This is a genomic window from Bacillus sp. FSL M8-0077 (genome assembly GCF_038050255.1).
Taxonomy (GTDB): Bacteria; Bacillota; Bacilli; order Bacillales; family Bacillaceae; genus Bacillus; species Bacillus altitudinis.
The window spans coordinates 3,916,818-3,932,014 of the sequence record NZ_JBBPAF010000001.1 but is presented as its reverse complement, the minus strand read 5'-3'; the positions used below and the strand labels follow the sequence as shown (position 1 = coordinate 3,932,014).

Below are 15,197 nucleotides of genomic sequence, written 5' to 3'. Positions count from 1 at the left end.
AAGGCTTCTCCCCCCTCCTTTTCTTTTTAAAATGACCAGTATCAAACTGTTATAGAACACGAAAAAGAGCAAATGGTCATCACCATTCGTGCACATACTTTGTTGAAAACAATTAATATAGTAGAAAAACGTCTTTTCGACAAATTACACAGGTTGTGGATAAACAATTCAACAAGCTGTGTAATAACTTTCCACAGGTTATCCACAATTTGTGGATAAGATAAATAGGCCAGATAAGTAATTAAGAGTTAAAACACAAATATAATATCAAAATAAACAAGATGGTGCAATGGGTGCCATAAACTTATCCACACACTTTACATCCTGTTGAAAAATAATTATCCACATAGGTTATTTGTGTGAAAAAAATGTCGATAATGGATGTGGATAGTCTAAATATGCCAGAAAAATATCCACAACCTTGTTTTGAAGGTTTTTTTGAAGGGAAAAAAGAATAAAATGCTGGAAACTAAAAAAGAAGGTTTCTTCACTTGATAAATTGTGTTATGCTTATAAGGTTGATAATAAGAGTTTTATCATTGATATTGACAATCGATGGGTTACACAAATATAATGAGTTAGACTGTCTTAAACAGCTATTCCTCAGGGAGGTGTCATAAATGAAAAGAACGTTTCAACCAAATAACCGTAAGCGTAGTAAAGTTCATGGCTTCCGCAGCCGTATGAGTTCTAAAAACGGACGTCTAGTTTTAAAGCGACGCCGCAGCAAAGGTAGAAAAAAATTATCAGCTTAGGCCACTGAATAATGTCAGTGGTCTTTTTTACATAAAATCGTAAATGAACTGTCAGTTTTTATCGGAGTGGAAGAAAACATGAAGAAGCGAAACAGGCTAAAAAAAAATGAAGAGTTTCAAACAGTGTTCAAAAAAGGTCAATCAATGGCTAATCGCCAATTCGTCATTTATCAGTTGGACCAACCAAATCAAGAAGAGCTGCGTTTAGGATTGTCTGTCAGTAAGAAGATAGGTAATGCAGTGATAAGAAACCGGATTAAACGACTGATCCGTCAGGTGTTCTTAGAGGAAGGTCATAAGCTAAAGCAAGAAAAAGACTACATTGTAATCGCGCGAAAACCAGCAAGTGAATTGACCTTTGAAGAAACAAAGAAGTCTCTCCAGCATTTATTTAGAAAATCCGCTGTTTATCAACAACAACCGAAAAAGTCTTCGTAATAGAAACTTTCGTTGAATCAATTTTTAAAAGCGCTTCCTTCATCTAGTGAATTAAAATGAAACCACCACTTTGTAATGAAAAAATGTTACCATACTGATTAGGTGAGTCACTTTCGTAATCAATTCCAACTTAAATAAAGTTTGAAGTAATGGGAGGAATCTTGTTGAAAAGGCGATTATTACTAATATTTAGCTTAATTGGCGTGTTGGTTCTATTGGCAGGGTGTACACAAATCAATGAACCAATCACATCAGATAGTAAGGGATTCTGGAATTCTTACATTGTATACCCGCTATCTCAATTAATCACGTACATGGCAAATTTAACTGGTGAAAACTATGGTGTAGCGATTATTATCGTAACTCTTTTGATTCGTTTGCTCATTTTACCATTAATGATTAAACAGTTAAGAAGTACAAAAGCTATGCAAGCACTTCAGCCAGAACTAAAGAAGCTTCGTGAAAAATATAGCTCAAAAGATCAAAAAACACAGCAGCAGCTTCAACAGGAAACAATGGCTCTTTTCCAAAAGAATGGTGTGAATCCATTAGCTGGGTGTTTCCCAATCTTAATTCAAATGCCAATCTTAATTGGTTTTTATCATGCGATCATGAGAACAGCTGAAATCAAGAAACATACTTTCTTATGGTTTGACTTAGGCAGTCCAGATCCATTATTCCTGTTACCAATTATTGCAGGTGTAGCTACTTTTGTTCAGCAGAAGCTAATGATGGCTGGAAATCCTTCGGACAACCCTCAAATGGCGATTATGCTTTGGGTGATGCCGATTATGATCATTGTATTTGCAGTCAGTTTCCCAGCGGCACTTTCACTGTACTGGGTTGTAGGTAACATTTTCATGATTATTCAAACATTGGTCATTAGAACGCCTCAAGTACAAGTTGATACAAAAGAAAAAGATGGCGGGAACAAAAAATGAAGGAAATAACTGCTGTCGGTCGCACAATCGAAGAAGCAGTAGATTCCGGACTTAAACAAATTCAACTACTAAAAGAAGAAGTAGATATCACAATAGTAGATGAAGGAAACAAAGGGTTTTTAGGATTATTTGGTAAAAAACCAGCTGTTGTCAAGTTAGTAGAAAAGCGAGATGCGCTCAAACTAGCAACACAGTATTTAGATAAAATTGTTAAATCAATTGATCCTAAAGCAAACATTGTTTCGAAAAAAGAAACGAAAAAGATCTCTTTTCATATTGATGGAGACAAAACTTCATTAATGATTGGAAAAAGAGGACAAACACTGTACTCTTTAGAAACCTTGGTGCAGTTAGTGTTTAATCGTTATTCTGATCAGTATCATCATATTTCAATTGATATTGGAGATTATAGGAAGAAACGACAAGAAGCACTTGAACAATACGCAATCAAAACGGCAAACCGTGTTTTAAAAACGAAGAGAAAGGTTCATTTAGAACCGATGCCTTCGAATGAACGAAAAGTCGTTCATGATACGATTGCAGCATTTTCTAAAGAACTTGCTACGGCATCCGAAGATACAGGCAGCAAGCGTCATGTTGTGGTGCTGTATAAAAAATAGCAGAAAGGCTAAGATTCAGCAAAGCTGGATTTTAGTCTTTTTTTATTGAAAAATTTCCTTTTAATAGTAGATTCCTCCTTTATTTCTAAAAAGTTAGTGTGTTATTTAGATCGAAAACGTCATTTTCCCTTGGTTGCAAAGGTGGAAGGGCGTTTTAATTTATTGGATTTAGGTGTAAGATGTGAAGACAAGTTTAGAACGTCTTTATTCACATGTGGATAAGTTAAGTGTTAAAATAGACAGGGTGCAAAACTGTGGATAATTAAATGTGGGCTACTTTCGCTTCGCATGCATTTGTGGTATCTTTAAATTTTGGATTAAGCGTTTTTGATATAGAGATGGACAACGTCCATTTAATAGATATAAGACTGTCTATTGAATAGAGAAAGAGGTGAATGAGCGGTGGATACAATTGCAGCAATTTCTACACCAATGGGTGAAGGGGCAATTGCCATTATACGTTTAAGCGGGCCTGATGCAGTTCAGATTGCTGATCGCATGTATAAGGGGCCTAAGGAGAAAAAACTTGTATCAGTGGATTCTCACACAATTCATTATGGTCATATTGTAGATTCAAGTACCGAGCAAGTGATAGAAGAGGTCATGGTGTCTGTATTAAGAGCGCCAAAAACATTTACGAGAGAAGACGTTATTGAGATCAACTGCCATGGCGGAATTGTCACGGTCAATAAAGTCTTGCAGCTTGCTTTAAAAGAAGGAGCGAGATTAGCGGAGCCAGGTGAGTTTACAAAACGTGCTTTCCTAAATGGAAGAATTGACTTGTCACAAGCAGAAGCCGTAATGGACTTGATTCGTGCAAAGACTGACCGTGCGATGAATGTCGCAATTACTCAAATGGAGGGACGTCTCTCCGGTTTGATTAAACGACTTCGTGGTGAGATATTGGAGACACTTGCCCATGTAGAAGTGAATATTGATTATCCAGAGTATGATGATGTTGAAGAAATGACACATCGAGTCTTAGTTGAAAAGGCGACATCTGTGAAAAAGGAAATTGAATCGCTTCTAACAACTTCACAGCAGGGGAAAATTCTACGTGAGGGCTTATCCACTGTTATTATTGGAAGACCGAATGTTGGGAAGTCTTCTTTATTAAATAGTCTTGTTCAGGAAACAAAGGCAATTGTGACCGATATTCCTGGAACAACTAGAGATGTCATCGAGGAATATGTGAATGTAAGAGGAGTACCGCTCCGTTTAGTAGATACTGCGGGTATACGTGAGACTGAAGACATTGTTGAGCGTATTGGGGTCGAACGATCAAGACAGGTCTTAAAAGAAGCTGACCTGATTTTACTTGTGCTCAATTATAGTGAAGAGTTATCTGAGGAAGATATTAAGCTATTTGAGGCTGTCTCAGGTATGGACATTATTGTGATTGTCAATAAGACTGATCTTGAGCCTAAACTTGATGTAGAAAAGGTAAAAGAGTTAGCGAAGGATCGTCCGGTCGTGACAACATCTTTATTACAAGAAAAAGGGATTGATGAGCTTGAAATGGCCATTCAATCTTTATTCTTCACAGGCTCAATTGAAAGTGGAGATTTAACGTATGTGAGCAATACTAGGCATATTGCGCTCCTTCAAGAAGCAAAACAATCGATTGAGGATGCTCTGGAAGGAATTGGAATGGACGTACCGATCGACATCGTTCAAATAGATTTAACACGCTGCTGGGAGCAGCTAGGTGAAATTATTGGGGATGCTGTTCATGAAAGCTTAATCGATCAGTTATTTTCTCAATTCTGTTTAGGAAAGTAAAGGGAGGAACAAAAGAAATGGGTTATGAAGCTGGCCAATATGATGTAATCGTCGTCGGTGCCGGTCATGCTGGTGTTGAGGCTGCTCTTGCTTCTGCAAGACAGGGCGCCAAAACACTTGTATTGACCATCAATCTTGATATGGTTGCTTTTATGCCATGTAATCCGTCCGTAGGGGGTCCCGCTAAAGGGATTGTCGTTAGGGAGATTGATGCATTGGGCGGAGAAATGGCACGAAATATAGATAAGACGCATATTCAAATGCGCATGCTGAATACTGGGAAAGGACCTGCTGTCCGTGCGTTAAGAGCGCAAGCAGATAAGTTTCAATATCAGCACGAAATGAAAAAAACAATGGAAAATGAACCAAACCTAACAATGCTGCAAGGGATGGTAGACCATTTAATTGTAGAAGATGATGAATGTAAAGGTGTCGTGACTCAAACAGGTGCAAATTATCGCGCCAAGTCTGTTGTCCTAACGACGGGTACTTTCTTAAAAGGCCGCATTATTTTAGGGGATCTTTCTTATTCAAGCGGTCCTAATAACCAGCAGCCATCCATCAAATTATCGGATCACCTAGCAGAGTTAGGATTCGATTTGGTTCGCTTTAAAACTGGGACACCGCCTCGAGTAAACAGCCACTCGATTGATTATAGTAAGACAGAAATTCAACCAGGTGACGATGTACCACGTGCGTTTTCTTATGAAACTGTGGAATATATTACAGATCAATTACCATGCTGGTTAACATACACGAGTTTAGAGACTCATCAAATTATTGATGAGAATCTTCACCGTTCTCCTATGTATTCCGGTATGATTAAAGGAACAGGTCCTAGATACTGCCCGTCTATTGAAGATAAGGTGGTTCGTTTTAATGATAAACCGAGACATCAAATTTTCTTAGAGCCAGAAGGCCGTAATACGCAAGAAGTGTATGTTCAAGGTTTATCTACAAGTCTGCCAGAGGATGTACAGCAGCGAATGCTGTCAACCATTCCAGGGCTTGAAAATGTACAAATGATGCGAGCGGGTTATGCCATTGAGTATGATGCGATTGTGCCTACACAATTGTGGCCGACACTTGAGACGAAGAAAATTTCTGGATTATATACAGCTGGCCAAATTAATGGTACATCTGGTTATGAGGAAGCAGCAGGTCAAGGAATTATGGCAGGTATCAATGCAGGAAGAAAAGCATTGGGTAAAGAAGAAGTCATTTTAAGCCGATCTGATGCATATATCGGTGTTCTCATTGATGATCTTGTCACGAAGGGTACAAATGAACCTTACCGTCTCTTAACCTCTCGTGCAGAGTACCGCTTACTTCTGCGTCATGACAATGCTGATTTAAGATTAACTGAACTTGGATATAGCATTGGTTTAATTTCTGAAGAAAGATTCCAAGCATTCACACAGAAAAAAGAGGCCATTGAAGCAGAGAAAAAACGTTTATATTCTGTCATTATTAAACCTACAGCAGAGACACAGGAATATATCCGTTCACTTGGTGGAAGTGAATTGAAGGACGGTATTCGCGCAAGTGATTTGATGAAGCGCCCAGAGATGAACTATGAATCTGTTGTGAAACTAGCTCCTGCTGACACACCGCTTCCTGCTGATGTGTGTGAACAGGTAGAGATTCAAATTAAATATGAAGGTTATATCGAAAAGTCGCTCCAACAAGTTGAAAAGCTGAAAAAGATGGAAAACAAAAAGATTCCGGATCGAATCGATTATGATGCCATCAAAGGGATTGCAACTGAAGCGAAGCAAAAGCTAAAAGAAGTCCGACCGCTTTCTGTTGCACAGGCTTCTCGTATTTCAGGCGTTAACCCTGCTGATATTTCTATCCTTTTAGTGTATTTGGAGCAGGGACGTATTGCGAAGATAGCAGAGTAGAAAGGATGTCGGCATGAACATTGAACAATTTACAGCAGCACTAGAGGAGAAAGGGATCACTCTTTCTCCAGTGCAGCTTGAACAATTTGAAACTTACTTCCATATGCTTGTAGAATGGAACGAGAAGATGAATTTAACGTCCATTACAGAAAAGGAAGAAGTATATTTAAAACATTTTTATGACTCGATATCAGCAGCATTTTTTATTGATTTTCACAATGTGACAACAATTTGTGATATTGGAGCTGGTGCTGGTTTTCCAAGCATTCCTCTAAAAATTTGTTTCCCTCATCTACATGTGACCATTGTTGATTCTCTCCAGAAACGCATTACGTTTCTCAATGAGTTAGCAAAAGGGTTAAACTTACAAGATACTACTTTTTATCATGATCGTGCGGAGACCTTTGGACAACGTAAAGATCAACGTGAAAGCTATGACCTTGTCACCGCTAGAGCAGTTGCGCGCTTATCTGTCCTGAGCGAACTATGCCTGCCTCTTGTGAAAAAGGAAGGATTGTTTGTTGCATTAAAAGCATCTGCTGCAGATGAAGAGATGCAAGCAGGAAAAAAAGCCGTCACTGTCCTCGGAGGAGAGGTTGTTGAAAAGCATTCCTTTGTTCTTCCTTTAGAAGAAAGCGAACGGAACATCATTGTCATTGAAAAGAAAAAACAAACACCAAAAAAATATCCTAGAAAACCAGGAACACCTAATAAATCACCAATAGAGGGTTGATCATGTAAAAGGTCGGTTTTTCTTCAATATTTATGATTTTACAGAAGGAAAAAACATGAGAAAATAGAATTATAAAAAGGTAGTTTTTAAAGGTGGTGTAGGTTCATGAAGCATTCACTCTCACGCTTCTTCGGGCTTGGTGACAAAGAACATCCTGAGCGTGAAACCGAAATAGAGGCAGAGATTGCTGAGCATGATACATTAAAGGAAGAGATACAGGAGCTCCCGGTCGACACAATTATGCCTAACCGTTTTCAGCCACGCACCATTTTTTCAGAAGAAAAGATACAAGAGCTGGCCACAACCATTCATACCCATGGCATTATTCAACCGATTGTTGTTAGACCAACAGAAGAAGAAGGAAAATATGAACTGATCGCCGGCGAAAGACGTTGGAGAGCGGTACAAACTCTCCAGTGGGAGAAGATCCCCGCTATTATAAAAGATTTTACTGATACGGAAACGGCATCTGTGGCATTGATTGAAAATTTGCAAAGAGAAGAGCTGTCTGCAATTGAAGAGGCTCATGCTTATGCACGTCTTTTAGAGCTTCATGATTTAACGCAAGAAGCCCTTGCTCAGCGTTTAGGTAAGGGACAATCGACTGTTGCAAACAAACTAAGACTTTTAAAGTTGCCTGAAGAGGTACAGCAAGCCATTTTGGAGAAAAAAATCTCTGAGAGGCATGCCCGTTCACTTGTACCTTTAAAGCTTCCAGAATTACAAATCACGCTGTTGCAGGAAATCATCGAAAAGCAGCTGAATGTGAAACAGACTGAAGAGCGTGTAGTGAAGATGCTTGAACAAAAAACAGATCGCAAACCGAAGCCGAAACGTAAGGCGTTTAGCCGAGATACGCGAATTGCGATGAATACCATTCGTCAGTCTCTCCATATGGTAGAAGACAGCGGACTTAAAATAAATACCGAGGAAGAAGAATTTGAGGAATATATCCAATTAACCATTCGAATTCCTAAATAGAAAGAAGCTGATGAGCATTACTCGTCAGCTTTTTTGTCTTTACCTCCCTTAAATTCATGATATTTACTTATTATTAATTAATTGGTAAAATATGATTTTCATAGTAGAAGGGAGGTGACATATAACCAATGAAAATGAAAAAGACTATTTTTGCTATTATCTGTTATTTACTAATCTCTTTTTCTCTTTTTTCAAATGAAACGACTGTGTTTGCTGTGAGCACGTCCACGAGTCATGATACTCATTCAGCGGAAGAAACGATTACGAAAGAAGAACTCAGTGCTCTGAAGAAACAAGGTGTGGTTTCGACAGATATAACGGTTCAACAATTAAATCAAGAGCAAGCGTCTCAGGACGATGCGATCGATGTGATCACAGCTGATGATGATTTGGAGAACTATGGTTTAAGGCAAAACAAACAGGATGAAATGGTAACAGATGAAAGTCCGAATACCATTCGCCATCTTTTTGGTAAACCGTATCCTGGAACCGATATTATGCCTCAAAAAGGGGATATATTGGTGACGAGCACTGGTGCTTTGAATGGTTTAATAGGTCATGCAGGCATCGTCATTAATGAGAAAAGCTATGCATCCATTCCAGGGTTCCGGCAGCATCCAAATATTGATTCCATTCAAAGCTGGTTTCGCTATAGTGCCAATACAAAGGTGATTCGGATTAATCATCAGGAAAAGGCAGATTTAGCTGGGGATTGGGCGCACGATTACGTGAAAGACCATCCGAAGGCTCGATATTCGATCACTATGTCTATTCAATCCTTGGACCCTACTTATTGTTCAAAGATTGTATGGCAGGCTTACGCGAAAACCGGGGACGCTGTTGGACATGCCACATTTACCATTAAAGCACCCTATGGGTTTTTGAAAAAGAAGAACTATAAAACAGTGACACCTAAAGTCATTGTGAGCGAAGGCCGTAAAATTGGCGGATTAAACTTTTGATTGTATCTCCCTCACTTTTCATGAAAAGTGGGGGTTTTTTGTCTCGTTATTTTCTTTGAAAAGATATATTAATATATCTTTGAAGCGCATTTTTATGCATCTATTCATGTACGGAAACACAGATTCATTCACGAATTTATAATGGGGGAACAAAAAAAGCAAACGTTTCATACTTTTTTTGATAGAATAGGAAGTATGAATGAATGAGAAACTTGTTAAGTTGAAAGTGGGTGACATCGTGGGGAAAATCATAGCGATTACCAACCAGAAGGGCGGCGTTGGGAAGACGACAACTTCTGTTAATTTGGGTGCGTGTTTAGCATACATAGGAAAACGAGTGTTGTTAGTTGATATTGATCCGCAGGGAAATGCCACGAGTGGTATTGGGATTGAGAAGGCAGACGTAGAGAAGTGCGTGTACGATATTTTAGTAGACGATGCAGATGTACTCGATGTGATTAAGACGACAGAGGTCGAAAATCTTGATGTCATTCCTGCGACGATACAGCTTGCAGGGGCGGAAATTGAGCTTGTGCCTACGATCTCACGTGAAGTGAGGCTGAAAAGAGCACTTGAATCTGTGAAGCAAAATTATGATTATATGATTATTGACTGCCCGCCATCACTTGGATTACTGACGATTAATGCGTTAACTGCATCCGATTCTGTTTTAATACCGGTTCAGTGTGAATATTATGCGCTTGAAGGATTGAGTCAATTGTTGAATACGGTTCGTCTTGTGCAGAAACATCTAAATACCGACCTTGCCATTGAAGGTGTCTTACTGACAATGCTTGATGCAAGAACAAACCTTGGAATCCAAGTCATCGAAGAAGTAAAAAAATACTTTAGAGATAAAGTCTATCAGACCGTGATTCCGAGAAATGTGAGACTAAGTGAAGCGCCTAGTCATGGGAAACCTATTATCTTGTATGATCCACGTTCAAGAGGTGCAGATGTCTATTTAGACTTAGCAAAGGAAGTGGATGCGAATGGCTAAAGGTCTTGGAAAGGGTATTAATGCACTATTTAACAATGTGGATTCCAATGAAGAAACTGTCGAAGAAATTAAGTTGAAGGATTTGCGTCCGAACCCTTATCAGCCAAGGAAAACGTTTGATGATGATGCATTGTCTGATCTCAAAGAATCGATTCAGCAGCATGGTGTTTTACAGCCGATTATTGTTCGTAAGTCCATTAAGGGATATGACATTGTCGCGGGAGAGCGCCGTTTCCGCGCAGCACAACAAGCTGGTTTGACAACGATTCCTGCGATCGTCAGGGAATTTTCAGAAACACTGATGAGGGAGATCGCTCTTTTAGAAAACTTACAGCGCGAGGATTTATCTCCATTAGAGGAAGCGGAAGCCTATGCCTCCTTACTAGATCACTTAAGTGTGACTCAGGAGGAATTAGCCAAGCGGTTAGGTAAAAGCAGACCGCATATTGCGAACCACCTTCGCCTATTAACATTACCGGATGAAGTACAAAAGCTGATTGCGGATGGAACATTATCCATGGGACATGGACGCACGCTGCTTAGTTTGAAAAACAAAAAGAAGCTGGCGCCATTGGTAAAGAAGGTCGTGGACGAAGGATTAAATGTCCGTCAGGTTGAGAAACTTGTTCAGCAATTAAATGAAAATGTTCCACGTGAAACAAAGAAAAAAGAAGCACCAAAGGATCGCATTTTGAAAGAAAGAGAGTCTTTCTTACAAAATTACTTCGGTACTTCAGTGACGATCAAGAAACAGAAGAAAAAAGGGAAAATTGAGATTGAATTTCTCTCAAATGAAGATTTAGAAAGAATCCTTGAATTGCTTTCTACGAGAGAATCATCGGAATGACCATCTTGATACGAGATGGTCTTTTTTATATTCTTCCAGTGATATTCTGAATAGGGGTGAAGAGAGAACGGCTTTTTTCTCTCGTCCAATCCATTTGATCAATGTGAGATAGACTTTCAGAAAGTGTATTGGCCATAGACATCACAAGATGAAGACGGGTGTTTTGGAGAACGAAGTATTCCATAAAACCGCTCACGTTGACGATTCCATTAATATGAATATTTCCTACTTCTGGCAGCTCCTTTTGCACACCTGCACCAGGTTTTAACGGTCCTTCTCCGATTTGGAACGATCCTACACTTTTCACTCTTCCTAAACAGGCATCAACGGCTACGATAAATGGGTGTTTATGAGCTTGTTCAATTTCAGCGAGCTTTTCCTTTAAATTGACCGCATGCACGGGGTCAGAGAGAGTGCCGTATACATGCAGCTTTTTTAAATCCAGACTTGAAAGCTTTGTTCCTACAAGTGGACCTAGAGAGTCACCGGTTGAGCGGTCTGTTCCTATGCAGACGATGGCAACGGGTCTTTTTCCTGCTTTCTGCAGATGCGAGAATAAAGTACTTTTAAGCTGCTGAATGGCATTTGTATCCGTATGGGACACGTATTCTTTCACCCTATTTCTTAAAAAAAGACCGTTCTTGCTATTCATAGGTCTCACTTCCTTGTCATAGTAGTTAGTAACAGTATACGGAAACAAGCTTAATTCTATACCTATGAGGTGATGATTGTGTGGAAGGCTGGTTCAAGGTGGACCCTTTTAATTTTAGGAAGCTTGATAGGAGCGGGATATGCCTCCGGTCAAGAAATTTGGCAGTTTTTTGGCCTTGATAGCGGACTAGCCATTCTACTGTTTACGCTCATGTTTATGCTGTCTACCTATGTGGTGTTAAAAATCAGTTATGAGGTGCGTGCCGATCACTTTGTGCCAGTGCTAGAGCGGCTTGTCGGTCCATGGCTGGCTAAAGTGTATGACGTCTTAATTGTCCTTTATTTATTCACGACAACAACGGTCATGATTGCCGGTGGCGGGGTGACACTTGAGATGTATCATGTGCCATTTTGGATTGGAATCGGTGCATTTTGTTTATTCTCATTTATGATTTTTTTCTGGGATGTGAAAGGGCTCTTATCTGTGAATGCTTTCATTATACCAATTTTGGTGGCGGGGCTCATCTATGCGTTTGTTTTTTATTATATGAATCATGATCATATGTGGAGAATTGATTTTGGCCAGCAATACAATTGGCCTGCCAGTATCGTCTTTGCTTCTTTGAATATATTATCTGTTGTGGCGGTGCTGTCTTCAGTGGGGAAAGAAATGAAGGGGCTTGGAGAGGCCAAGGTTGCGAGTATATTAAGCGGTTTGATTTTTGGTGTCATTTCTTATGTGTATAACGAAATACTAGTTGATATTTCTGGGAGTCTTTCAGCAGAGGGGATTCCTTTGTTTACAGTATTAGAGGGGGCACCAACATCATTGTTTGTGTTTATGACCATTGTTCTTTGTTTAGCGATTTATACAACAACCGCTGCAGGATTATTTGGTTTATCCAGCCGCATGCTCTCTTTTGTACGAATGCCCCGCTGGCTCATTGTATTCATCATGCTTCTTTTGATGGCACCTTTAACCTCTCTTGGATTTGCTGATTTGATTGCTTTCTTGTATCCGATTTACAGCTTGCTCAATCTTTATTTGCTTGTCTGTTTAATGCTGTATCCGATTTTAAGTAAAAAGATATTTTTTCGTTCTAAAAATTATACTGATAAAATAAAATAAACACCTCTCTTTCAAAGAGAAGTGCTTATTTTATCCGAATGGAATCAATCGCTTCCTTGATATCGTCATATACAGGCATGTGCTGGAGACGCTGCATGCGTTCCTCAATTTCTGAGATGGCTTGTCCCTTTAAATGCTGGGATACGTGCTGTTTGACAATGGTTGTCTGGTTTATCATGTCTTCGGTTTTGGACAATTGGTACTCCAAGTGCATACGTGTGTTTGCCAATTCATCGTGAAGACGCATTTTTAGCAATCGTTTTAAATCTTTTCGTTGTCCTTCTCTGCGCATGGCCTGAATAGCGGCAATTTCTTCAGGTGATTGCGATTGTGTTTGTGGTGCAGATTGACTTTCGAATACAGACATGGAGCGGCGGGCACTCACATTTTGCAAGAAACGCTGGGCGTCACTAGGAGGTTTATTTTGATTGATCATATGTCGACTCCTTTCTTAACGAATACCCATTTGCATCGCAAGGCGTCTATCTGCCTTGGCATAGTCATCACCCACTGTGTACATATGTCTTGAAAGGGTGGAAAGTTCTTGTTCGTAGTCTCTCAAGGTGTACAAGGCATTCAGTTGTTTTTCATGAGAATAAAAAGATGATTGCGGCTGCTCCATCCTTACTTCCTCTAACAGTGCTTCTACATCGCTATGGGTTAATAAATCATAGTGACCAAAGCCGACAAGTCCTTTCAGCTCTTGTTTTACATGATGTACGGCATCTTTTACACTATCATCAATTCCATCTATTTTCTCAAATACAGTGTGTCCTTCATGTTCAATAATACTTTGTAGATCATAAGATGAATTTTTTAGTAAATGGGATTTTATGATAATTTCAAGCCCGTTTTGTGCATATGCACGGCCTGAATGGATCTCTTGTAAAAGCATCGCTGTAAAACTTGTATTGTGATCAAGCTGTTCATCTAAAATACGAGCGGTTCCATTTGAATGGAATGAATACCCATTTACTTTAAACTCTCCTGAAACGAGAGCTAAAAATGCATTTGTATCAAATGATTCGTTCCACTCTATATTCATCGATGCAAAAGCTGATCTTAAAAAGGTGTCAATTTCTCTTGGTTTATATTTTATGGATTCTTGGACCGATCCCTGCTCCCGGGGTGGTACGGTGTACTTGACTTGTCCAACCCCATGATGGTGGCGATTGAGTAAACCTACATAATGATTGGGGTGAATATATTCTGTGAGAACATGGGCATATTTTCCCTCTACTGCTTTTTGCTGAATGGAAGGTGCCAGGCTGCTCCATATATTTGGGCTATCGAATGTGATGGCTTTTTTGACAGCTGGCTGCTCTGTCGCAATATAAGCACAAACAGCACCGGCAAGCGCTTGTCCAGTGAGATAGATGGTTGCATTCGGGTGCTTCTGACAGACGTCTTCGATATATTCCTTCCCTTTAAAAAAGACATGATCTTGCTTTCCGGCTAAGGATTTTCTTTCTATGGGGTAGGCATAATCTGTTTTTAACAATGATCGGGTAGCCGTTTGAACGTCTTGTGTCGATGTCACCGTCATTTGTTTTGGCAGAGGACAGTGAAACGCGACAATGAACTCATCTGACTGTTCCTGCTGCATCGTTAAACCATATAAGTGATGATCTATTTTTAGAAAATCGTTGACAGTGAGCGTATGCTGACCTACTTCTATCGTATGGTTCTGCTGGTAATTCTCTGCATTTCCAGCGTGATCGGATATGATTTTATAATCTTTGTCGGTTAATCTATCCTTTCGATTGACCATCGTACCTGCTCCCTCACATAACATTTATGCAGATATCATAAATCAAAAAATATGGAAAAACCACAGCGTTCTACCAATAAAAACCTTTTGACCTACAGTGTTTGTGACAATATTGAAAAAAAGTGAATTTTAAGTAACTATTGGTCACAAATAAAATGATCTAAAAGAAGGGTTTTTTCTATAAAAAAGAACGGGATTGATACAAGACAGCGGCTCTTTATTTTGTGCATTGCTCTCTATCGTCGTTTTTTTGTACAATAGATTTAATGAAGTGATCAAGAGAGGTGAATGCTGATGGCAGACAAAGCATTTGGGTTACATGACGTCGTTGAAATGAAAAAACCCCATCCATGTGGTGCCAATCGGTGGAAAGTCATTCGTTTGGGCATGGATATTCGTATTAAATGCGAAGGGTGTGGGCACAGCGTGATGATCCCAAGAAGAGATTTTGAACGAAAAATGAAGAAAATTCTCGTCAAGCATGAGGAGCCAACTGCTTAAGTAGGCCTCATGCTTTTTTGATGAAATTTGTCTTTTGTTCAGAGAAACAGATGCAATTTCTCATTTTAAAGCTCCGATTTAGTCTTTTTGGTAATGTTTCTTCTATTGAAAATGCATGATGGTTAGCTTGTCTTTTCATGTAAACCTACTTATAATTGCTCTAGGTTCATATTACGCAGTAT

Annotated in this window: 16 protein-coding genes; 13 read left to right on the top strand and 3 right to left on the bottom strand. The window is 39.4% G+C overall.

The window, feature by feature from the left end:
- Positions 1-620: 620 nt before the first annotated feature.
- The 11 genes from rpmH (at position 621) to NST57_RS20230 (ending at position 10,963) form a co-directional block, all read left to right on the top strand.
- Positions 621-755 (top strand): 50S ribosomal protein L34, encoded by a 135-nt coding sequence (rpmH, locus tag NST57_RS20280; RefSeq protein WP_008360908.1) that lies wholly within the window; start codon positions 621-623, stop codon positions 753-755.
- Positions 756-833: 78 nt separating this feature from the next.
- Positions 834-1,193, top strand: coding sequence for a ribonuclease P protein component (rnpA, locus tag NST57_RS20275; RefSeq protein WP_008347592.1), 360 nt, complete (start codon positions 834-836; stop codon positions 1,191-1,193).
- 164 nt (positions 1,194-1,357) lie between these two features.
- A complete protein-coding gene (gene spoIIIJ, locus NST57_RS20270) occupies positions 1,358-2,134 on the top strand; it encodes a YidC family membrane integrase SpoIIIJ (protein WP_200831200.1) in 777 nt (258 codons plus the stop codon).
- Positions 2,131-2,754 (top strand): RNA-binding cell elongation regulator Jag/EloR, encoded by a 624-nt coding sequence (gene jag / locus NST57_RS20265; RefSeq protein ID WP_142153496.1) that lies wholly within the window; start codon positions 2,131-2,133, stop codon positions 2,752-2,754. The genes spoIIIJ and jag overlap by 4 nt, the downstream gene beginning before the upstream one ends.
- Positions 2,755-3,156: 402 nt before the next feature.
- A complete protein-coding gene (gene mnmE, locus NST57_RS20260) occupies positions 3,157-4,536 on the top strand; it encodes a tRNA uridine-5-carboxymethylaminomethyl(34) synthesis GTPase MnmE (RefSeq protein WP_341299174.1) in 1,380 nt (459 codons plus the stop codon).
- A gap of 17 nt (positions 4,537-4,553) precedes the next feature.
- Complete coding sequence (mnmG, locus tag NST57_RS20255) at positions 4,554-6,440, top strand: tRNA uridine-5-carboxymethylaminomethyl(34) synthesis enzyme MnmG (protein WP_142153494.1); 1,887 nt, start codon at positions 4,554-4,556, stop codon at positions 6,438-6,440.
- Positions 6,441-6,453: 13 nt separating this feature from the next.
- Positions 6,454-7,173, top strand: coding sequence for a 16S rRNA (guanine(527)-N(7))-methyltransferase RsmG (gene rsmG, locus NST57_RS20250; protein WP_007497477.1), 720 nt, complete (start codon positions 6,454-6,456; stop codon positions 7,171-7,173).
- Between the two features lie 105 nt (positions 7,174-7,278).
- Positions 7,279-8,154 (top strand): nucleoid occlusion protein, encoded by an 876-nt coding sequence (gene noc, locus NST57_RS20245; protein WP_060698954.1) that lies wholly within the window; start codon positions 7,279-7,281, stop codon positions 8,152-8,154.
- Positions 8,155-8,282: 128 nt separating this feature from the next.
- Entirely contained in the window at positions 8,283-9,116 is an 834-nt protein-coding gene (locus NST57_RS20240; protein WP_142153492.1) for a YiiX/YebB-like N1pC/P60 family cysteine hydrolase, read from the top strand.
- A 238-nt stretch (positions 9,117-9,354) separates the two neighbouring features.
- Positions 9,355-10,116 carry a sporulation initiation inhibitor protein Soj gene (gene soj, locus NST57_RS20235; protein WP_008360890.1) on the top strand — a complete coding sequence of 254 codons (762 nt, stop codon included), beginning with the start codon at positions 9,355-9,357 and terminating at the stop codon, positions 10,114-10,116.
- Positions 10,109-10,963: a ParB/RepB/Spo0J family partition protein gene (locus NST57_RS20230; RefSeq protein ID WP_116306609.1), complete on the top strand. Its 855-nt coding sequence runs from the start codon at positions 10,109-10,111 to the stop codon at positions 10,961-10,963. The genes soj and NST57_RS20230 overlap by 8 nt, the downstream gene beginning before the upstream one ends.
- Before the next feature lie 25 nt (positions 10,964-10,988).
- Here the strand turns inward: NST57_RS20230 and yyaC are convergent, their stop codons facing one another.
- On the bottom strand, positions 10,989-11,615 hold the full coding sequence (gene yyaC / locus NST57_RS20225; RefSeq protein ID WP_341299173.1) for a spore protease YyaC: 627 nt from the start codon (positions 11,613-11,615) through the stop codon (positions 10,989-10,991).
- 72 nt (positions 11,616-11,687) lie between these two features.
- Between yyaC and NST57_RS20220 the strand changes: the two genes are divergently transcribed.
- Positions 11,688-12,743, top strand: coding sequence for a hypothetical protein (locus NST57_RS20220; RefSeq protein WP_142153490.1), 1,056 nt, complete (start codon positions 11,688-11,690; stop codon positions 12,741-12,743).
- 25 nt (positions 12,744-12,768) lie between these two features.
- Here the strand turns inward: NST57_RS20220 and NST57_RS20215 are convergent, their stop codons facing one another.
- A complete protein-coding gene (locus tag NST57_RS20215) occupies positions 12,769-13,179 on the bottom strand; it encodes a hypothetical protein (protein WP_035390143.1) in 411 nt (136 codons plus the stop codon).
- Positions 13,180-13,194: 15 nt separating this feature from the next.
- Positions 13,195-14,514, bottom strand: coding sequence for a hydrolase (locus NST57_RS20210; protein WP_341299172.1), 1,320 nt, complete (start codon positions 14,512-14,514; stop codon positions 13,195-13,197).
- Between the two features lie 294 nt (positions 14,515-14,808).
- Here NST57_RS20210 and NST57_RS20205 point away from each other — a divergent pair, with 294 nt between their 5' ends.
- Positions 14,809-15,015, top strand: coding sequence for a DUF951 domain-containing protein (locus NST57_RS20205; protein WP_008347561.1), 207 nt, complete (start codon positions 14,809-14,811; stop codon positions 15,013-15,015).
- Positions 15,016-15,197 lie beyond the last annotated feature (182 nt).